The organism is Noviherbaspirillum cavernae (assembly GCF_003590875.1).
GTDB lineage: Bacteria > Pseudomonadota > Gammaproteobacteria > Burkholderiales > Burkholderiaceae_D > Noviherbaspirillum > Noviherbaspirillum cavernae.
Genome location: NZ_QYUN01000002.1, coordinates 2,015,072 through 2,035,584 on the forward strand (window position 1 = coordinate 2,015,072; position 20,513 = coordinate 2,035,584).

The 20,513-nt window shown below is 55.4% G+C and carries 22 protein-coding genes; 5 read left to right on the forward strand and 17 right to left on the reverse strand.

Going from position 1 to position 20,513, the window contains the following annotated elements; genetic code table 11:
* Positions 1-151: 151 nt before the first annotated feature.
* Entirely contained in the window at positions 152-718 is a 567-nt protein-coding gene (locus D3870_RS09290; protein WP_242489920.1) for a hypothetical protein, read from the forward strand.
* 84 nt (positions 719-802) lie between these two features.
* Here the strand turns inward: D3870_RS09290 and D3870_RS09295 are convergent, their stop codons facing one another.
* From D3870_RS09295 to guaB, 8 genes are all read right to left on the reverse strand, one after another.
* The gene (locus D3870_RS09295; RefSeq protein ID WP_119738510.1) at positions 803-2,401 is read right to left on the reverse strand and encodes an ABC-F family ATPase; all 1,599 of its coding nucleotides are present in this window, start codon (positions 2,399-2,401) and stop codon (positions 803-805) included.
* A gap of 106 nt (positions 2,402-2,507) precedes the next feature.
* On the reverse strand, positions 2,508-3,440 hold the full coding sequence (gene ldcA, locus D3870_RS09300; RefSeq protein WP_277986354.1) for a muramoyltetrapeptide carboxypeptidase: 933 nt from the start codon (positions 3,438-3,440) through the stop codon (positions 2,508-2,510).
* Between the two features lie 39 nt (positions 3,441-3,479).
* Positions 3,480-3,962, reverse strand: coding sequence for a tRNA adenosine(34) deaminase TadA (gene tadA / locus D3870_RS09305; protein WP_119738514.1), 483 nt, complete (start codon positions 3,960-3,962; stop codon positions 3,480-3,482).
* A 9-nt stretch (positions 3,963-3,971) separates the two neighbouring features.
* On the reverse strand, positions 3,972-4,418 hold the full coding sequence (gene queD / locus D3870_RS09310) for a 6-carboxytetrahydropterin synthase QueD (protein WP_119738516.1): 447 nt from the start codon (positions 4,416-4,418) through the stop codon (positions 3,972-3,974).
* A gap of 8 nt (positions 4,419-4,426) precedes the next feature.
* Positions 4,427-5,062: a 7-carboxy-7-deazaguanine synthase gene (gene queE / locus D3870_RS09315; protein WP_119738518.1), complete on the reverse strand. Its 636-nt coding sequence runs from the start codon at positions 5,060-5,062 to the stop codon at positions 4,427-4,429.
* Positions 5,063-5,225: 163 nt separating this feature from the next.
* Positions 5,226-6,806, reverse strand: a complete 1,581-nt coding sequence (gene guaA, locus D3870_RS09320) for a glutamine-hydrolyzing GMP synthase (protein WP_119738520.1) — start codon at positions 6,804-6,806, stop codon at positions 5,226-5,228.
* Between the two features lie 21 nt (positions 6,807-6,827).
* The gene (locus D3870_RS09325) at positions 6,828-7,823 is read right to left on the reverse strand and encodes a GGDEF domain-containing protein (protein WP_158590421.1); all 996 of its coding nucleotides are present in this window, start codon (positions 7,821-7,823) and stop codon (positions 6,828-6,830) included.
* A 73-nt stretch (positions 7,824-7,896) separates the two neighbouring features.
* Positions 7,897-9,357 carry an IMP dehydrogenase gene (gene guaB, locus D3870_RS09330; protein ID WP_119738523.1) on the reverse strand — a complete coding sequence of 487 codons (1,461 nt, stop codon included), beginning with the start codon at positions 9,355-9,357 and terminating at the stop codon, positions 7,897-7,899.
* A 161-nt stretch (positions 9,358-9,518) separates the two neighbouring features.
* Between guaB and D3870_RS09335 the strand changes: the two genes are divergently transcribed.
* Positions 9,519-10,028: a DUF4124 domain-containing protein gene (locus D3870_RS09335; protein WP_119738525.1), complete on the forward strand. Its 510-nt coding sequence runs from the start codon at positions 9,519-9,521 to the stop codon at positions 10,026-10,028.
* Positions 10,029-10,057: 29 nt separating this feature from the next.
* On the opposite strand, the gene D3870_RS09340 is transcribed toward D3870_RS09335, so the two are convergent.
* Complete coding sequence (locus D3870_RS09340; protein WP_119738527.1) at positions 10,058-10,366, reverse strand: RnfH family protein; 309 nt, start codon at positions 10,364-10,366, stop codon at positions 10,058-10,060.
* On the reverse strand, positions 10,359-10,790 hold the full coding sequence (locus tag D3870_RS09345) for a type II toxin-antitoxin system RatA family toxin (RefSeq protein ID WP_119738529.1): 432 nt from the start codon (positions 10,788-10,790) through the stop codon (positions 10,359-10,361). The genes D3870_RS09340 and D3870_RS09345 overlap by 8 nt, the downstream gene beginning before the upstream one ends.
* Before the next feature lie 67 nt (positions 10,791-10,857).
* On the opposite strand from D3870_RS09345, the gene smpB reads away from it, so the two are divergent.
* Positions 10,858-11,307 (forward strand): SsrA-binding protein SmpB, encoded by a 450-nt coding sequence (smpB, locus tag D3870_RS09350; protein WP_119738531.1) that lies wholly within the window; start codon positions 10,858-10,860, stop codon positions 11,305-11,307.
* Between the two features lie 329 nt (positions 11,308-11,636).
* Here the strand turns inward: smpB and ppsA are convergent, their stop codons facing one another.
* Entirely contained in the window at positions 11,637-14,063 is a 2,427-nt protein-coding gene (gene ppsA / locus D3870_RS09355) for a phosphoenolpyruvate synthase (RefSeq protein ID WP_119738533.1), read from the reverse strand.
* Between the two features lie 176 nt (positions 14,064-14,239).
* Between ppsA and ppsR the strand changes: the two genes are divergently transcribed.
* Positions 14,240-15,088: a posphoenolpyruvate synthetase regulatory kinase/phosphorylase PpsR gene (ppsR, locus tag D3870_RS09360; RefSeq protein ID WP_119738535.1), complete on the forward strand. Its 849-nt coding sequence runs from the start codon at positions 14,240-14,242 to the stop codon at positions 15,086-15,088.
* A gap of 172 nt (positions 15,089-15,260) precedes the next feature.
* On the forward strand, positions 15,261-15,605 hold the full coding sequence (locus tag D3870_RS09365) for a hypothetical protein (protein ID WP_119738537.1): 345 nt from the start codon (positions 15,261-15,263) through the stop codon (positions 15,603-15,605).
* Here D3870_RS09365 and D3870_RS09370 read toward each other — a convergent pair.
* Genes D3870_RS09370 through lpxD form a run of 6 tightly spaced genes read right to left on the reverse strand, consistent with a single transcriptional unit; the run spans position 15,602 to position 20,506 of the window.
* The gene (locus D3870_RS09370) at positions 15,602-16,387 is read right to left on the reverse strand and encodes a TrmH family RNA methyltransferase (RefSeq protein ID WP_119738539.1); all 786 of its coding nucleotides are present in this window, start codon (positions 16,385-16,387) and stop codon (positions 15,602-15,604) included. The genes D3870_RS09365 and D3870_RS09370 overlap by 4 nt on opposite strands.
* 24 nt (positions 16,388-16,411) lie before the next feature.
* Positions 16,412-17,044 carry a ribonuclease HII gene (rnhB, locus tag D3870_RS09375; protein WP_119738541.1) on the reverse strand — a complete coding sequence of 211 codons (633 nt, stop codon included), beginning with the start codon at positions 17,042-17,044 and terminating at the stop codon, positions 16,412-16,414.
* Positions 17,041-18,186: a lipid-A-disaccharide synthase gene (gene lpxB, locus D3870_RS09380; RefSeq protein WP_119738543.1), complete on the reverse strand. Its 1,146-nt coding sequence runs from the start codon at positions 18,184-18,186 to the stop codon at positions 17,041-17,043. The genes rnhB and lpxB overlap by 4 nt, the downstream gene beginning before the upstream one ends.
* A 13-nt stretch (positions 18,187-18,199) precedes the next feature.
* On the reverse strand, positions 18,200-18,988 hold the full coding sequence (gene lpxA, locus D3870_RS09385; protein WP_119738545.1) for an acyl-ACP--UDP-N-acetylglucosamine O-acyltransferase: 789 nt from the start codon (positions 18,986-18,988) through the stop codon (positions 18,200-18,202).
* Entirely contained in the window at positions 18,988-19,458 is a 471-nt protein-coding gene (gene fabZ, locus D3870_RS09390; RefSeq protein WP_119738547.1) for a 3-hydroxyacyl-ACP dehydratase FabZ, read from the reverse strand. Before fabZ ends, lpxA begins: the two co-directional genes overlap by 1 nt.
* Positions 19,451-20,506, reverse strand: coding sequence for a UDP-3-O-(3-hydroxymyristoyl)glucosamine N-acyltransferase (lpxD, locus tag D3870_RS09395; RefSeq protein ID WP_119738548.1), 1,056 nt, complete (start codon positions 20,504-20,506; stop codon positions 19,451-19,453). Before lpxD ends, fabZ begins: the two co-directional genes overlap by 8 nt.
* Positions 20,507-20,513 lie beyond the last annotated feature (7 nt).

The window sequence follows — 20,513 nt, forward strand, 5'->3', positions numbered from 1 at the left end:
GTGCGGCAAAATCGGTAGCATACTGGGCTCCATAATAATCATAACCATGGAGACACCCCTCATTTCAAATGGTCAATTCTATACGTTGCGCCTTGGAATTGACAAACCGTGGGTGTCGCTTTCTCGCGCTGTATTTTTCTAATGAAAAAGCATGCCTATGACGAATTCCGTTTTCGACAAGACCGAGAAAGGCCGTGAAGAAATCGCGACACGGAAACATCACCTCGCGCACCGGCTGCGGACATTACTGCTGTTATTCGACGGCAAACATGCGACCGAAGACATACTGGAAAAAGTATCCGGAATCGGGCTGAATCACGCGAACATCGGTGAGCTTCTGGCCGAGGGTTTCATCCACATCACACAGACCGGCGCACAGGAATCCGCCGAAACGCCAACGCCGCAGCCACCCGCGCAACAGCAACCGGAACCGCATGCCGGGCGCACCCTTGCGAACGGCGAGAGCCAGTTCGAGGCGATCTATCATTTTTACACCGAAACCATCAAGAGCACGATCGGCCTGCGCGGTTACGCGTTGCAGCTCAAGGTAGAACGCGCGGGTTCGCTTGACGAATTTCGCGCCCTGCGGCAGCAGTATCTGGAGGCAGTCTTGAAAGCCAAGGGCAGCGAAACCGCGAAAGCATTGAAGATGCGGCTCGATGAAGTGCTGTACCTCGGCGAGAGCGCACCGCCATTGACCACGATCGCCGGCCTCTGATCGAACCGAACCGGCAACTGCAGCCGATAAAAAACGGCAACGGTTTATGTCCGTTGCCGTTTTTGATCACGCAGAAAGACCGGATTATTCGATGCCCTGGCTGCTCAGATAATCTTCATAACTGCCCTGGAAGTCGATGATCTCGCCATCCTTCACTTCCAGCACGCGCGTGGCAAGCGAAGACACGAATTCGCGGTCGTGCGACACGAAGATCAACGTGCCTGCATATTTTTCCAGCGCGATGTTGAGCGACTCGATCGACTCCATATCCATGTGATTGGTCGGCTCGTCCAGCAGCATCACGTTATGGCGGCCCAGCATGAGTTTGCCGTACATCATGCGTCCCTTTTCGCCGCCCGATAAGACTTTCACGGTTTTTTTCACATCGTCGCCGCTGAACAGCAGCCGTCCGAGAATGGAGCGGACCGCTTGGTCATCGTCGCCCTCCTTGGTCCACTGCCCCATCCAGTCGGTCAGGTTCTTGTCAGTCGCAAAATCCTGCGTCGGATCCTGCGGCATGTAGCCGACGTTGGCATTCTCGGCCCATTTCACCGTGCCGTGATCGACTTGCATATCACCGATTTCACCAGCGATAGAGCGCAGGAGCGTCGTCTTGCCGGCGCCGTTGGCGCCGATGATGGCAATCTTCTCGCCGGCTTCCACCAGGATGTTGAAATTCTTGAAAATGCTGCGATCGTACGCCTTCGACAAGCTCTCCGCCTCGACCGCCTGACGATGCAATTTCTTCTCGCCTTCAAAGCGGACAAAGGGATTCTGGCGGCTGGACGGCTTGACGTCTTCCATCTTGATCTTGTCAATCTGCTTTGCGCGGGAAGTCGCCTGCCGCGCCTTCGACTTGTTCGCAGAGAAGCGGCGCACGAAATCCTGCAATTCAGCGACGCGCTCCTTCGCCTTGGCGTTTGCCGCGAGTTGCTGCGCACGCGCCTGTGACGAGGCCAGCATGTAGTCGTCGTAGTTGCCCGGATAAACCTTCAACGTGCCATAGTCCATGTCCGCCATGTGCGTGCAGACCTGGTTCAGGAAGTGACGATCGTGCGAGATGATGATCATCGTGGAATTGCGCTCGTTCAGCACATTTTCCAGCCAGCGAATGGTATTGATGTCGAGGTTGTTGGTCGGCTCGTCGAGCAGCAGAATATCGGGATTCGAAAACAGCGCCTGCGCAAGCAATACCCGCAGCTTCCAGCCAGGGGCGACGTTGCTCATCGGCCCTTGATGTTGCTCGATCGGCACACCCACGCCCAACAGCAACTCCCCGGCGCGCGCTTCAGCGGTGTAACCATCGTACTCGGCGAATTTCGCTTCGAGGTCAGCCGCGCGCATGTAGTCATCATCGGTTGCATCGGGATTGGCATAAATGGCATCGCGCTCGCTCATCGCCGCCCACATTTCTGTGTGGCCCATCATCACAACATCCAGCACGCGCATTTCTTCGAATGCGAACTGATCCTGACGCAGCTTACCCAGACGCTCATTCGGGTCGAGCATGACAGTGCCTGAAGTCTGCTCCAGATCGCCGCCAAGGATTTTCATGAACGTGGATTTGCCGCAACCGTTCGCGCCGATCAGGCCATAGCGATTGCCGTCGCCGAATTTGACGGAGATATTTTCAAACAACGGCTTGGGGCCGAACTGCATCGTAATGTTGGCGGTGGAAAGCACTGAAAAAGCCTTTACTGTAAAGAATTCGAATAACCGTACATTTTACCATTGCGCAGGGCTGCCTCTGCTGCAGCAGCAAGCATGCGCAAGCGCAAAAATTAACAGACTACCAATTGGTCAATGACAAGAAAGGATACCCACTCATCGTCAAACGGATGCTCTCTCCATTCGACACAAGATGCGCGGTGCAACCAACCGGCAATGTCACCTTGTCGCGAATGTGCCCGAAAGGCAGACCAGTCAGTACCGGCACATTCAACTGCGCCCTGAGGTAGGCAAGCATTGCCGCGAAGTCATAACCATTGTCGTAGTCGCTCAAGCGGTAGTTCGAAAAATCCCCGAACACGATCGCTTTCTGGCGCGACAAGACGCCTGCATGAAACAGCTGGAGCAACATGCGCTCGACACGGTACGGATGCTCGTTGATGTCTTCCACAAACAGGATACCGTTATCGATTTGCGGCAGATAAGGCGTACCCGCCAAATGCGCCAGCATGGCCAGATTACCGCCCCACAGCACGCCGCTGACGTCAACGACGGGATTCTCCCGCACCTCAAATCGGACTGTGCATTCAGGATTGCGCAAGCATTGCCAGAAATGATGCAACGTGAAGTCACTCGGTTCCGGACGCGAAAAATCATCGCAGATCATCGGTCCGGAAAAGCTGACGGCGCCGGTCCGCACCAGCAATCCCATTTGAAATGCGGTGAAATCGCTATGCCCGACGAACAGTTTTCCGCTGGCCGCCAGCATGCTGAAGTCGATGGCGTGCAGCAAGCGCGACATGCCGTAACCGCCGCGCAACGACAAGACGACTTGTATGTCAGGATCATTTGCTGCGGCATGAATCTGCCCAATGCGGGCATCGTCCGTACCTCCGAAGCGCTGATGCTTCGCCGCAGGCTCGTAATAGCTCTTCACATGGCAACCATACGATGCCAGCAACGCCTCGGCGCGCGATAGCGCCATCTCATCAGGCGCATAGCCGCCCGGTGCAACAATCGCCACGCCGACACCGGCGCAAACGCCATCGTTCACGAACATCGATCCAGCCAGGTGCATCGCATTGGGAGCGTACTATGTTTCCGCTGCGATGTTCTTCCGTTGCGACTCACTGCGGCGCTCCACAAAAAATTCCTTCAGCAACGCGCTGCATTCATCGGCCAACGTGCCACCGGTCACCTCAGTGTGATGATTGAGCTTCTCTTGCTCAAACAGGTTGAGCACAGATCCGCAGGCACCTGTCTTGGGATCCGCTGCGCCAAACACGACGCGCGCCAGTCGCGCATGCATCATCGCGCCGGCGCACATCGCGCATGGTTCCAGCGTCACGTAAAGTTCGCAGCCGGGCAGCCGGTAATTGCCAAGGATATCGGCCGCGGCACGCAAGGCCATGATTTCCGCGTGTGCAGTCGGATCATGCGTGCCGATCGGTTGATTGAAGCCGGTCGCGATGACCTGGCCATCCTTGACCAGCACGGCCCCAACCGGGACTTCGCCCAATGCCCAAGCGTTATGCGCCTGGGAAATGGCTTGCTGCATGTATATCGAATCCTGCATCGTGTGAAGTCAGTCTGCGGTGATCTCGGCCCAGCAATTGGGCGTTTCGTGCAGCACCAGTTTTTGCAGTCGCAGCCCGGTACCGTAGCGGTCCTGATAAGCAGCCTTCAATAGGTTGAACGCGGTCCGCGCGAGATTTTCGACTGTGGGGATGCTGTCGATGATGACAGTCTTGTGTCCGGGAATGCTTTCAAGAAATTCGCGAACGGCACTGTCCTTTTTATAGACGAGAAAAGCATGATCCCAGACATCGACCAGATGCTGCTTCGCCAATGCCTTCACATCGGAGAAATCCATGATCATGCCATTGTCGGAACTGCCTTCCTCCTCGATCACTGCCCCCGCGAGCGTGATCTCCACGGTATAGCGATGTCCATGGAGATTGCGGCATTGGCTCTTGTGATCGGGAATTCGATGTCCTGCATCGAATTCAAGCTTGCGGGTAATAGTAAGCATGGCAAGACTCAAGGTATTTGTAGAAGCTTGTGCGTTTGCAGACTCAGCTTCCACTTCGGGTTTTTCTTGCAGATTTCGATGGCAAGGCGCGTATTGCTTTCGACTCGCGGACCGTCCATCGGCTGGATGTAGAAATTGTCGAATTCCAGCTGTTCATAGGCCTCAAGTGTTTGATTGTCCTGTGGAATGACGACCTTCAGCTCATTTCCTTTGCGAACCCGAAGCTCGGAGCCGACTTTGGGACTCACGCAAACCCAATCCACGCCGTGCGGGACCGTCAGGGTGCCATTGGTTTCTATCGCGACTTCAAAACCGTATTCATGCATGCTCTTGATCAACGCATCATCGAGTTGCAGCAGCGGCTCTCCACCGGTGAAGACAACAAATTTGCTCGAAGGATACATCGCGGGCCAAAGTTCGTTGATCGTCCGCGCGAGATTGTCACTATCGGCATATTTGCCGCCCAGCTCGCCGTCTGTTCCCACAAAATCCGTATCGCAAAACCTGCATACTGCGGTCGCGCGGTCACTCTCCCTCCCCGACCACAGATTGCAGCCAGAGAATCGGCAAAATACCGCCGGGCGACCGGCATGCGTGCCTTCGCCCTGCAAGGTGTAGAAAATTTCTTTAACGCTGTAAGTCAAGGTTTGTCTCTGCCGCAATTCGAATACGGTGACGCTCCGATTTTGAAACAGGAGAAAAAATCATCCTGTTCCAATCCCGGCATGCGATGGCATACGACCACGAGACGACTTGCGCCGCCCCGCAACCGATTATTGCATCAGGTCTGGCGGAAAATCAGGCGGATCATTCCCACTCGATCGTGGCGGGCGGTTTTCCGGAAATGTCGTACACCACGCGATTGATGCCCCGCACTTCGTTGATGATGCGATTCGACACCTTGCCCAGCAAGTCGTGCGGCAAATGCGCCCAATGCGCAGTCATGAAATCCTGCGTCTGCACGGCGCGCAGCGCAACGACGTACTCATACGTCCGTCCATCTCCCATGACGCCGACCGACTTCACCGGCAGGAAAACGGCGAAGGCCTGACTGGTCTTGTCATACCAGGACTTGCCCTCCTCATCCTTGGTAGCGCGCAGTTCATCAATGAAGATGGCGTCCGCACGGCGCAGCAAGTCCGCGTAGTCCTTTTTCACTTCACCCAGAATCCGTACGCCAAGGCCAGGGCCGGGGAACGGATGGCGATACACCATGTCGTGCGGCAGGCCGAGCGCCACACCGAGTTCTCGCACTTCATCCTTGAAGAGCTCGCGCAGCGGCTCCAGCAGCTTCAGATTCAAGGTTTCAGGCAATCCACCGACGTTGTGGTGGCTCTTGATCGTGTGCGCGGTTTTCTTTCCCTTGCCTGCGCTTTCGATCACATCCGGGTAAATCGTGCCTTGAGCCAGCCACTTCGCATTTTTCAGTTTGCCCGCTTCAGCCTGGAACACCTCGACGAATTCGCGTCCGATGATTTTCCGTTTGGCTTCGGGGTCGCTCACGCCGGCAAGCTGTCCCATGAACTGCTCGGTGGCATCGACATGAACCACCTTCACGCCGAGATTTTTTCCGAACATGTTCATCACCATCGTGCCTTCATCCAGCCGCAACAGGCCGTGATCGACAAACACACAGGTGAGCTGATCGCCAATGGCCCTGTGGATCAACGCAGCAGCAACGCTGCTGTCGACGCCACCGGACAGGCCGAGAATGACCTCATCATTACCGACCTGCTTGCGAATTGCTTCGACCGCCTCGGCAATATAGTCGGGCATGTTCCAATCCGATTTGCAGCCGCAGATTTCATGCACAAAACGGCCGAGAATCGCCTTGCCTTGCAGCGTGTGTGTCACTTCCGGATGGAACTGAACCGCATACAGCTTGCGCGTCTCGTCAGCCATGGCGGCAACGGGGCAATTGTCTGTCGACGCCATCAGCTTGAATCCAGGCGGCATCTCGTTGATCTTGTCGCCATGGCTCATCCAGACTTTCAGCATGCCGTGTCCCTCGGAAGTCACGAAGTCGCTGATTCCATTGAGCAATGTCGTATGGCCACGCGCGCGCACTTCAGCGTAACCGAATTCACGCACCTTGCCCATTTCCACCTTGCCTCCAAGCTGCTCTGCCATCGTCTGCATGCCATAGCAGATTCCCAGCACGGGCACGCCGGCATCAAACACGGCCTGCGGCGCGCGTGGCGTATCCCCTTCGGTAACGGAGTTGGGCCCGCCGGACAAAATGATGCCGGCCGCGCCGTAATTGCGCACGAATTCGTCGCTCACATCATATGGATAGACTTCCGAAAAGACGCCTGCCTCACGCACGCGCCGGGCGATCAACTGGGTAACCTGGGAACCGAAATCGAGGATGAGAATTTTGGAGTGCATGAATAATTCTTGATAAGAAAATCAGGATAAATCCGGTTGGGCCCGCATGACGCAGTTGCGGCCCGCATCTTTTGCAGCATACAGAGCCACATCGGCGCGGCTGATCAGCTCTTCCGTGGTGGCTGACGGAAACAGGTCCGTCGACGCGATGCCTGCACTGATGGTCAGATTGAGCGTCGTGTCGCCAATGGCCTCCGGTTGCGAGGCAATTGCGCGCCGCATCCGTTCCGCGACTGCCATCGCGGTATTGATCGACGAACCGGGCAAGACGACCAGGAATTCTTCACCGCCATAACGTCCGAGTGCTTCCTGCGGCCGAATGCAGGAACGCAACCGGCTCGCTACTTTCACCAGCACCGCATCGCCGGCCGGGTGACCATAGGTATCGTTGATCTTCTTGAAGTAATCCAGATCAGCCACGATCAACGATAGCGGCGCGCCGGCCTTGTCGCAACGAATGGCTTCGATGGTCAATATCCGCATGATTGCGCCGCGATTCCAGGTTCCAATCAGCGGGTCGATCAGCGACTTCCGTCGCAGGCTCTTGTTCTTTCTTTGCAGGTCAAGCTGCAGCGCACTCATCGAGCGCACCTGCATTTCACGCTCGACCAACGCCGCAAGATCAGCCAGCATTTGCCGGTCACTATCGCGGAAGATTCGCGGCGCATAGTCGATCAAATTCACCGCTCCGATCAACACCCTGTCCTGGTTATAGATCGGATGTGCCGCGTAGAACCGGACATACGGCGCGCCAACCACCAAACGATGCCGGGCAAGCATTTGATCATTCCGCGTATCGGTCACGACGACCGGCTCACCGGATAAAGGAACGCTGTAGCAAAACGCAGTTTCAATCGATGCACTCAAAGCACCCGCGCTGGAAGAATCCGGCGCGGTGCTGCCGAGAGTGACAATGCAGTTCGCCACATCGAACAAGCGCTTGCCGATACGCCGAATGCGAACAATCTCCGGATCGACCTCACCGAGCGGCACGTCGGCCTGCTCGGACATCAGCATGGGTATTTCAGCCTGCCTGAGGCGACCGGAACTTGTCATTTTCGTGTGGCTTCTCGCGGAGTGCGATGAACGATCAGTCCGCGCGATAGTTCGGGGCCTCTTTCGTGATCTGCACATCATGGACGTGCGACTCGCGCATGCCGGCGGCCGTGATCTCCACAAACTCCGCCTTCTCGCGCAACTCGTCAATCGTCGCACAACCGCAGTACCCCATCGAGGAGCGCACGCCGCCGACGAGTTGATAAAGGATGGCCAAAACACTTCCCTTGTAAGGCACACGACCTTCGATCCCCTCCGGCACAAGCTTGTCGGCATTGTTCGACGCGTCCTGGAAATAGCGGTCAGCGGACCCCTCCGCCATCGCGCCCAGACTGCCCATGCCGCGATACGACTTGTAGCTACGCCCCTGGAACAGGATCACTTCGCCCGGTGCCTCTTCGGTACCGGCAAACATGCTGCCCATCATCACGCTCGATGCACCGGCCGCCAGCGCCTTCGATACATCGCCTGAAAAGCGGATGCCGCCATCGGCAATGCAGGGAACACCCGTCCCCTTGAGCGCCTGAGCGACATTGGAGATCGCCGTGATCTGCGGCACGCCTACGCCGGCCACAATGCGTGTTGTGCAAATCGAGCCGGGGCCGATACCGACTTTTACGCCGTCGGCGCCATGTTCGACCAACGCGAGCGCAGCCGCAGCCGTCGCGATGTTGCCGCCGATGACCTCAACTTGCGGGTAACGCGTCTTGACCCATTTAACCCGGTCCAGAACGCCCTTGGAATGTCCATGTGCCGTATCGACCACGATGACATCCACTCCGGCTGCAACCAGCAGATCGATGCGCTCGTCGTTGTCGGAACCGACCCCGACTGCGGCACCCACGCGGAGTTTGCCGTGCTCGTCCTTTGATGCATTGGGGTGCTCGGTGGCCTTCTGGATGTCCTTGACCGTAATCAGTCCGCGCAGCTCGAAAGTTTCATTGACAACGATGACACGCTCCAGCCGATGCTTGTTCATCAGTCGCTTGGCTTCCGAGAGATCAGCGCCTTCCCGGACGTAGACCAGTTTTTCGCGCGGCGTCATCTTGGCGCGGACTTCCGCATCAAGCTCTTCCTCGAAGCGAAGGTCGCGATTCGTGATAATACCCACGACCTGCTTGCCCTCCACCACCGGAAAGCCGCTGATACCGTGCAGTTGCGACAGCGCCATGACATCACGAATCTTCATGGTCGGCGGGATCGTGATCGGATCGCGCACCACGCCCGATTCAAATCGCTTTACCTTGGCGACTTCGCGAGCCTGATCCTTGGGCTTGAGATTCTTGTGGATAATGCCGATGCCACCTTCCTGCGCCATCGCAATGGCAAGCCGCGCTTCCGTCACGGTATCCATCGCAGCCGAAAGCAGCGGGATATTCAGCGTGATATTGCGCGTGAGGCGCGTTTTTAGGGAGGTATCTTTGGGGAGGATGTCCGAATGTGCCGGCACGAGCAGCACATCATCGAATGTGAGTGCTTTTTGGAGGAGACGCATAGTGATTCCTATTGGCGCAAAGCCGCATTATACAGAAAACCGCAACAACCGTCGTACTTCAGCGCAAATTTGGGGTGAAAATGGTGTGAAATGCGGCGCTTGATTGACAGCCCGAATAAAGCATGGCGAAATCGAAATTCTGTTTACCCACAGGAATTCCAATGACTCGCCTGCACCTGAAAAATGTCATGATCGCCCTTGCCACCCTTTGCGTTACCAGCTCGGCTCTGGGGCAGTACGTATGGCTCAATGAAAAAGGCGTCAAGCAATATTCCGACATGCCTCCACCTGCTTCTGTACCCGAAAGTCGCATCTTGAAGGTGCCTGGCAAAACGCTTGGCAGCAGCAAGCCAAATCCGGCACCAGATGCCGACCGCTCTGTTGATGCTGCGACTGCGACCAAAGCGCCGCTTACCACTGCGGAAAAGAATGCGGATTTTCAAAAGCGCAGAAGCGAACAGGAACAAAAGGAAAAGAAGGCTGCCGAGGACGAGAAAGTTGCCGCGGCCAAAGCCAGAAATTGCGAGAATGCTCGCGACTATCAGCGCAGCCTAGAATCCGGTGTCCGCATCACAAAATCGGACAAGAATGGCGAACGCACGTTCCTGTCGGATGAACAACGTACGCGCGAATTACAGGATTCCAGGCGCATACTGGAAGACTGCAAATAACAAAGACATACGTGAAAAAGCCCGCAATTTCAGCGGGCTTTTTTCTGCTCCTTCTTTTCTGCTCTTTTTCGTCTGGACTCTTTGGGGTCGGCGATCAATCGTCGATAAATTTCGATCCGGTCACGATCTCGCAACCTTGTATCCGGCTCCCGCAGCTTGCCGTAGATGCCGACTGCGCAGACCGAAAGGTCCAGCTCCGGTTCGTCTCTCAAAACCCCGCTGCGATGGATCGCCTCGAAAAGAGTGGTTCCCTCAGGAACAAGCAAATCACGCAAGACCTGCATATCACGCTTCGCGAAGCACACCTGGACACGAATGTTTCCGATTTGATCAGCCATAAACGGTTTCCGCGCGTTTGCAGAAGGAATCAACAAAGCTGTTTGCGATCATGTTGAATACCGGCCCGATCACCTGCTCCAACATCCTGCTCGAAAATTCGTAATGCAACTCGAAATCGATCTTGCAGGCATCTGCACGCAAAGACTTGAAATTCCAGGTCCCGTCCAGATGTTTGAATGGCCCTTCCAGCAGCGTCATTTTCATCGAGACAGGCGGGACATTTGTGTTCTCGGTCGTGAACGTCTGCTTGATTCCGTGGTAATTGATCAACAGGGATGCGACCAGTTTGTTGTCGCTGCGCTGCTTGACTTCGACGCCGCCACACCATGGCAGGAACCTGGGATAGTCCTCGACACGATCCACGAGGGCGAACATTTGTTCGGCGCTATATCCCAGTAGTACGGATTTGTGTACGACTGCCATTGAATTAAAACCGTTTGATAGAATGCGAAGTTGAAATTTTAACCGACCCGGCCTCCTTCTCGTATCCATGAGTATTGTCGACAATAAAAAAGCATTCCACGATTATTTCATCGAGGAGCGCTACGAAGCAGGCATGGTTCTGGATGGCTGGGAAGTGAAGGCCATCCGTGCGGGCCGGGTACAGCTGAAGGAAGCCTACGTGATTGTCCGCCAAGGCGAGGTATTTCTGTTCGGCTCCCACATCAGTCCGTTGTCGACTGCGTCCACCCATGTCAACCCGGATCCGGTTCGTACCCGCAAGCTGTTGCTGAATGGGGAAGAAATCAAGAGATTGATCGGCAAGGTTGAGCGCGCTGGTTATACGCTTGTCCCGCTCGATTTGCATTACGCCAAGGGCCGCATCAAATGTGAAATCGGTTTGGCCAAAGGCAAAAAGCAGCACGACAAGCGCGAGAGCGAAAAGCAGCGTGATTGGCAGCGCGAGCAGCAATCCATCCTCAAGCAGAACCGGCGTTGATCGAGTTCCTGCAACAAAACGATACATCGTCGTTTGTACCAACCGGTCCACGACTGAATGCGTTCTTATCAGCCCAACGCATTGTCGAAAAGAAAAGCCCCCGCGACCTGAAAGGTAGCGGGGGCATTTAATACCACCAAGTACAGCTGTTTTTGTTGGTTGTTACCGAACCAAAATGCGGGAAACCAAAACCGGATTCAGTCTAATCGAAAATTACCCGGCTTCACATTCTTTTCTGCCTCTGTTTTGTGCTTCTACAACACATCAGCCCAATAGAAAACGTAGATAACACGAGCGCAAGGCCCGCGATATTCAAGCAGTGACAGCGCTTATTTCACTTCTGCCAGTTTTTGCCACGTGTCGATGACGGTATCCGGATTCAAGGAAATCGAGGCAATTCCCTCCTTCATCAGCCACTCCGCAAAGTCCGGATGATCCGATGGCCCTTGGCCACAGATACCGATGTACTTACCTTGCGCACGACATGCCGATATCGCCTTCGACAACAATGCCTTCACCGCCTCGTCACGCTCGTCGAAGTCGGCAGCGAGCAATTCCATTCCGGAGTCGCGATCCAAGCCAAGCGTAAGCTGTGTCAGATCGTTGGAACCGATCGAGAATCCGTCAAAGTGTTGCAGGAATTTTTCTGCAAGAATGGCGTTGGATGGCACCTCGCACATCATGATCAGACGCAGGCCGTTTTCACCGCGCTTCAGACCATTTGTGGCCAGCAGATTCACGACCTTTTCAGCCTGCCCCAGCGTACGCACAAATGGCACCATGATTTCCACATTGGTCAAGCCCATGTCGTTACGGACCCGCTTCATTGCCAGGCATTCCATCTCGAATGACTCTGCAAAATCGGCAGCAAGGTAGCGCGCTGCGCCACGGAAACCGAGCATCGGATTCTCTTCATCGGGCTCATAGCGAGAACCGCCAATCAGCTTCTTGTATTCGTTCGATTTGAAGTCCGACAGACGAACGATAACGGGTTTCGGCCAAAACGCGGCTGCAATCGTGGCAACGCCTTCCGCCAGCTTGTCGACGTAAAACGCCTTCGGCGACGCATGCCCGCGCGCCACCGACTCAACCGCCTTTTTCAGGTCCGCATCGATATTCGGGTATTCCAGAATTGCTTTCGGATGCACGCCGATGTTGTTATTGATGATGAACTCCAGACGAGCCAAGCCGACGCCACCGTTCGGGATGGACTGGAAGTCGAAAGCCAGCTGAGGATTGCCGACATTCAACATGATCTTGAGTGGAATCGACGGCAGTTCACCGCGCGAGATTTCGGTAACTTCAGTTTCCAGCAAGCCGTCATAAATCCTGCCTTCATCGCCTTCCGCGCACGACACCGTGACCAGCGTACCGTCCTTCAACATGTCGCTCGCATTGCCGCAGCCCACAACCGCTGGCACGCCCAGTTCACGTGCGATGATCGCTGCGTGGCAGGTACGCCCGCCCCGGTTGGTGACGATGGCCGCAGCGCGCTTCATCACCGGTTCCCAGTTGGGGTCGGTCATGTCAGCCACCAGAACATCGCCCGGCTGCACACGTTCCATTTCAGCCGGATCGCGAATGACGCGCACCGGACCTGCGCCGATTTTCTGACCGATCGCGCGGCCGGAGGCAAGAACGGTGCCGCTGCCTTTCAGTTTGAAGCGCTGTTGCGCATCGGTGGACTTCTGCTGAGACTTCACCGTCTCGGGGCGTGCCTGCAGAATATACAGCTTGCCATCGCGACCATCCTTGCCCCATTCGATATCCATCGGGCGGTCGTAATGCTTTTCGATGATGACCGCGTACTTCGCCAGTTCGACGATTTCCTGATCGTTCAGCGAATAACGATTGCGCAATTCGACCGGCACATCGACCGTCTTGACCGAACGGCCGGCCTTGGCTTCGCCGGTGAACTCCATCTTGATCAGCTTGGAGCCGATATTGCGACGAATGATCGGTAATTTGCCTTGCTCAAGCATCGGCTTGTGAACATAGAACTCGTCCGGGTTGACCGCGCCCTGGACGACGGTTTCCCCCAAGCCATAGCTGGAGGTGATGAACACCACGTCGCGGAAACCGGATTCGGTATCGAGTGTAAACATCACTCCTGCCGCGCCAACGTCGGAGCGCACCATACGTTGCACGCCTGCCGACAATGCCACTTCGGCGTGTGTAAAGCCTTTGTGTACGCGATAGGAAATTGCGCGGTCGTTGTACAAGGATGCAAACACATGCTTGATTGCTTCCAGCACATTGTCGATGCCGACCACGTTGAGGAACGTCTCTTGCTGTCCGGCGAACGACGCATCCGGCAGGTCTTCTGCCGTAGCCGACGAGCGGACGGCGAACGACATTTCGCTGGACGAATCGGCGGCAAGCTTTTGATAGAACTCGTGGATTTCTGTTTCGAGGCGAGGCTGGAACGGCGTCTCGACAATCCACTTGCGGATTTCTGCACCGGCCTCCGCCAGCTTGCGAACATCGTTGATGTCCAGTGGCGCAAGGCGGTCGGCGATGCGCTGCGCGAGCGTCGGCCCGCCATTGATGCTGTGTTCAAGAAAATCGCGGAAGGCATCCGCTGTTGTGGCGAAACCTCCCGGCACACGCACGCCAGCACCCGCCAACTGGCTGATCATTTCACCCAGCGATGCATTCTTGCCGCCGACGGACTCGACATCCGTCATCCGCAATTGCTCAAAGGAAGCGACGTAAGTAGCTCCCGGGGTACCCCCTGTAGATACTGCATTGGACATAACAACCTCTAGTTTGATGATGAGAAATCTTCACGTTTGCCATCGCCGTCCTGTTGTTTTTGTTATTCTTCTTTCCAAGGTGCGAGATCAGTAATCTGTTGATCAGCATTTTACAGTGCGCAAGTTCATTTGCCTTACCGACCGCGACTTTTCCTGCTTTATATTTAGCCAAGATTATGCCAGAGCTTCCCTCTCCTCTCATGTCGCCCGCCGACCGCACCGTCTTTTTCGTTTCCGACGGCACAGGTATCACCGCCGAAACATTCGGCCATTCCGTGTTGACGCAATTCGAGTTGCGATTCAAGCAAGTTCGCATTCCGTTTATCGATACGCTCGACAAGGCGCATGACGCGGTACGCGAGATCAATGAAGCATTTGAAATCGATGGCAAGCGTCCCATCGTTTTTTCGACGCTGGTGAAGGCCGAATTGTCCACGGTAATCAGGCAATCCAAAGGCATGCACATGGATCTGATCCAGACGTTTGTCGAACCGCTCGAGCAAGAGCTTGGTGTGAAATCCACGCATACCATCGGCCGCAGCCACAATATCGCCGATTCGGACGACTACAAGAATCGGATCGAAGCCATCAACTTCTCTCTTGCCCACGATGATGGTCAGTCAAACCAGAATCTGGAAGCGGCTGACGTGATCCTGGTCGGGGTATCACGCTCAGGAAAAACGCCAACAAGTCTCTATCTCGCCATGCAGTACGGCATCAAGGCGGCAAATTACCCGTTGATTCCGGAGGACTTCGAGCGCGGGAAATTGCCGAGCGGCCTTGTCCCGTTCAAGCAAAAGATCTTTGGCCTGACGATTGCCGCTGACCGCTTGTCGGAAGTGCGCAATGAAAGGCGGCCCGGCAGCAAATATGCCGCACTGGAAAACTGCCGCTATGAGATCAATGAAGCAGAAAAGATGATGCGCCGCGAAGGTATTCGCTGGATGTCGTCCACTGTGAAGTCGATCGAAGAAATTGCCACAATGATCTTGCAAGAAATCAAGTCAAATCGGCGAGCTTACTGACGACTTGAACCAAAGCATCGCTTCGCAGTTCTAAACGCCGTCGCACACAAGTTGCGGCGGCGTTTTCATTTGCCGATACTCTGCTCCTCCTGCCTTGCCACAATTTTTTCCAGAAGACTTACAAAATCCGATGAATTGGCTATAACAAAAGCAGGGACACGAAGGATATGCAATGGACATCCTGTTAATTGAACTGATTTTATGGGGGGGCTTGCTGCTTCTGTTTTGGTGCTTGAAGGATGGCTTGGGCAAAGTCGAGTCCGAAATCGAATCCTTGGGAATTTTGAAGAATCAACATCACCCCACCGAATCCATGCATCGCATGCGGTTTTCCGTTCCCGATGAAGTGACAGACGTGATCGGCACCTACCGTGACGAAGCGATTTATCGCCATGTCCTTGTCGACGGTAACCGGTATGTGTTTGATCGTGTTCAGATTGCAGAGCAAAGCATGGCATTGGGTGAAAACGAGCGTTGCATTGCGCCTGGACTGGTGTACGTCCGCTGCGACGGTTAGCCTTCTCGCTGCCGCACCTGCTCAAAAAAACACACTGCCGCGCTGGCGGCGACATTCAGCGACTCAATCGCTCCATAGTGTGGAATCGCAACTTGCTGGGTGGCGAGAGCAAGCAGTTCATCAGAAACTCCCTGTCCTTCATGGCCCAGCAACCATCCAACGGGCTGCGTCAAGTCTGCATCGTAAATACGCGTTGTCGCGTGCGAACTGGTGGCAAGAATCGGGATTCTTGCCGATTCCAGCAAGAACGCCAAGTCGGCATTCTCAAAGATATTCAGCAAAAAGTGCGCCCCCATTCCGGCTCGCAACACTTTGGGCGACCAGGCAAATACGGTTCCTTTGCTGCAAAAGACATTCTTGATTCCGGCCGCCGCCGCGCTGCGGAGGATCGATCCTAGATTTCCCGGATCCTGAAGATTGTCCAGCAGAACGGACGATTCGGTGATCTTGTAGGGAATTGCGACCTGCGGTGTGTCGATGACGAATAACAGACCAATGCCATTCTCGACCTGACTCAAATGCTGGTAGAGCGCATCGGGCAAGACGATGCAACGGCCATGCTGCTGCTCGCACTTTTCCAGAATGGGCTCGACCTCCGGATGGTGCTGCGAACCTTCACTCACCAGGCACAGAGATGGTTTACCGGCATGCTGCAGATATGCCTGGCACAAATGCACGCCATCCAGCAAGGTGCGCCCGGCCTTGCGGCGCGCCTGAGAGCTTGACGCCAAATGCTTCAGTTCCTTGTAGAGCGGATTGTCGCGAGAGGTGATGAGTTTCATTGCCAGATATAGTCGTGACGGACCTTAGCTCACCTTGTCTTGGCCGGCCGCCCCATGCAACGCAAGCAATGCGCGCACCGGCGCATAGGATTTGCGATGAACCGGCGATACGCCATGCTGGCGCAAGCGCTCAAGATGAAGTTCGGTCGGATATCCCTTGTGCCGGTCGAACGCATAGTGCGGATATTGTGCATGCAGTACCAGCAATGCGGAATCGCGTGCGGTCTTGGCCAGAATCGATGCAGCGGAAATGGCCGGCACTTTATCGTCGCCCTTGACGATCGCTTCAGAACGGATCGGCATCACGGGACAACGGTTTCCGTCGATCAATGCCAACGTCGGCGTGATCTGCAAGAATTCTACTGCTCGGCGCATGGCGAGCATCGATGCCTGCAGTATGTTCAATTCGTCGATTTCTTCTTCTGAACATTGTGCAATCGACCATGCCAAGGCATCCGCTTTGATCTGCACTGCCAACGTGTCGCGTCGCACTTCACTCAGCTTCTTTGAATCCTTTAAACCGGCAATGGGTTTGGCCGGATCGAGAATCACGGCCGCGGCAAACACCGGCCCCGCAAGCGGTCCTCGACCGGCCTCATCAACACCGCAGATGACTTCACCAGCGGAATCAAAAAGTGACAGGCTCGCTGCGTTCATGCGAGCCTCCCGGCAACCGGATTGCCAATCAATTCCAATACTGCGCGAGCACTTTCCTGCGCGGTATCCCTTGACAGTGCATGGTGCATGTCGGTAAAGCGCTGCTTTAGCCTTGCACGCAAAGCATCATTGTTGAGTTGCTCCAACAATGCGTCCGCCATTGCCTGCGGTGTCGCGGCGTCCTGCAACAATTCCGGCACCAAAAATTCACGAGCGAGGATATTCGGCAGGCCGATCCATGGCTGGTATCCCATATGCCGTAGCACCTCCCACGATGCGCGCATCATTTTGTATGCGATGACCATCGGTTTTTTGTACAAGGCTACTTCCAGCGTCGCTGTACCCGATGCAACCAGCACAGCGTCGGCTGCCGCAATCGCCACATGCGAACGGCCATCGATCAATTGCAGCGGCACATCGGCCAAGCCTGCCTTGCCGATCAATTCATTGAAATAGGCGCGTTGCCTGGCCCCCGCCATCGGCACCACGATCCGAATTGCCGGATCACGCTGCACCAGCAATCTGGCAGCCTCGATGAAGGCAACGGCGTTGTACTTGAGTTCGGACATTCGGCTGCCGGGCAAAATTGCAATCACGGCGGCATCGACAGGCAACCCAAGTGCATCACGGGCTTCAGCAACATCCGGCTCCATCGGTATCACCTCCGCCAATGGGTAGCCGACGTAGGTAACCGGGATGCCGGCCTTGCGGTAAATTTCCTCCTCAAAAGGAAATACCACGAGCATGTGCGATACCGCGCGTGCAATCTTTTTGATTCGTCCGCCACGCCATGCCCAGATCGACGGGCTGATGAAATGCATGGTTGGAATGCCGGCTTGCTTCAGCTGCGCTTCCAGACCAAAGTTGAAGTCCGGAGCATCGACTCCTATGAACGCAGCAGGCCTTTCAACGAGCAGCTTGTCTCGCAGGGAATTCTGGATTCCCTTGATCTCTCGATAATGCACGAGCACTTCGAACAGGCCGCGAACAGAGAGCTTCTCCATCGGCCAGTCGCTCTGAAATCCATACTCGGCCATCTTCGGGCCGCCGATGCCATGAATCCGGGCATCGGGAAGTTGCGGACGCAGGCCACAGAGCAGGCGATTTGCAAGCAGGTCACCGGAAGACTCTCCGGCAACCATTGCAATGGAAAGCTTATCGGACGATGCCACGAGTCGTCGTATCGAGGAATTCGCGCATGAGGCGCAATTCGGCAGCTGCATCCGGCGTATCGGCTTCTGCTGCAGCAAGTGCCGCTTTTGCCTCATCCAGGGTATGACCGGATTTGTAGATCAACTTATACGCATTGCGAATCGCATTGATTTGTTCGCGCGAGAAGCCGCGACGCTTGAGACCTTCGACGTTGATGCCATGCGGCGCGGCCGGATTGCCCGACAACAGCACATAAGGCGGCACGTCCTGCGTCAAACTGGTATTCATGCCGACAAAGGCGTGATCACCGATCTTGCAAAACTGATGGACCGCCGCAAAACCGCTGACAATGACCCAATCGCCGACATGCACATGACCTCCCAATGATGCATTGTTGGAGAAGATCGTGTTGCTACCCACTTGGCAGTCATGCGCCAAATGCACATAGGCCAGAATCCAGTTGTCGTTCCCGAGCCGCGTGACGCCGGCATCCTGGGCAGTACCCAGATTGAAGGTGCAGAACTCCCGGATCAAATTGCGGTCGCCAATCTCCAATCGCGTCGCTTCGCCACCGTATTTTTTATCCTGCGGCATGCCGCCGATCGACGAAAACTGGAAGAATGTGTTGTCACATCCAATCGTGGTGTGCCCTTCAACAACGACGTGTGGGCCGATCCTGGTACGCGCGCCGATTTTCACATTCGGCCCGATGATCGAGTAAGGTCCGACCTCTACCGAATCGTCGAGGTCGGCCTTGGAATCCACTATGGCGGTTGGGTGAATCCTTGCCATTACTGCCCCGCTGGCTGGCTCGCGTCATTGGCGCTACGCATGGTACACATCAGTTCCGCCTCGACTGCCACCTGCCCATCCACCGTGCCCTGTGCCTTGTATTTCCAGATGCCGCGTGCGGTACGCAAAATCTCCACCTGCATCTTGAGCTGATCACCCGGCTCGACCGGCCTCTTGAAACGCGCACCATCGATGCCGACAAAATAGACCACGCTGTTGTCATCAGGTTTTTGCCCCATCGTCAAAAAGGACAATAGCGCGGCAGTTTGCGCCAGCGCTTCGATCATCAATACGCCCGGCATCACCGGTTTGTGCGGAAAATGTCCGTTGAAAAACTCTTCGTTGATGGTAACGTTCTTGATCGCGGTAATCGACTTGCCAGACTCCCATTCCAGCACCCGATCAACCAGCAAGAGCGGATAACGGTGCGGAAGGTATTGTTTTATTTGATTGATATCGAGACTATTCATTGCTATTTCCGGTAAGCGATTTGAGCGTTTTTTCCAGCTCGCGGATTTTCTCACGCATTGATGAGAGGTTGCGCACAATTGCGGCAGATTTTTCCCATTCGGCATTTTTAGCGAGTGGATAGAACCCCGTATATTGCCCCGGCTCGAGTAACGAACGAGACACCATACTGCCTGAAGAAACATGCACGTTATCGACAATGGTCAAATGCCCCAGCACCATTGCCGCGCCGCCGAAGGTACAGAACTTCCCGATCTTCGCGCTTCCCGCGACACCAACACAGCCCGCCATCGCCGTATGCGCACCGATATGACAGTTGTGGCCGATCTGAATCTGATTATCAAGCTTGACGCCGTCCTCGATGACGGTATCTTCCAGCGCCCCTCGGTCGATGGTCGTGTTGGCACCGACCTCGACGTCATTGCCAATGACTACCTTCCCCGTTTGTGGAATCTTGATCCAGACGCCACGCTCATTGGCAAAGCCAAAGCCATCCGCTCCAATTACCGCGCCGGAATGAATGATTCCCCGCTCGCCGATTTCGCAAGCGCCGTGAAACACCACATGTGCATAAAAGTGCGTCAATGCCCCGATTCTTGCTGCACGGCCGACAAAGCACCCCGCATCAATGACTGCATGGTCTGCGATGACAACATCTGCTTCGATAACGGCGTGCGGCCCGATGCAGGCAGTTGATGCCACCTGAGCAGACGGATGCACAGCGGCGGTTGGATGGATCCCCGGAACGACTGGAGTCGCGCGCTGTTCGACAAACAATTGCGCGGCTTTCGCAAAATACGCGTATGGATTCTCGGTGATGATGCGCGCACCTTGATAGTCCGCACCGATGGCTGCATCATCCGCAGATGAAATGATCAGCGCAGCTGCTTTGGTCTGCGCGGCCTGCGTACGCAGTTTTGGATTGGAGAGGAATGTGATATGTGACGCATCAGCGTCACTCAGGGATGCGATGCCGGATATCTCAATGTCCGCATCGCCGATCAGTTGGCCTCCCAAGCGTTCGACCAATTTTCCCAGCCGACTGCTCATGTTGGCC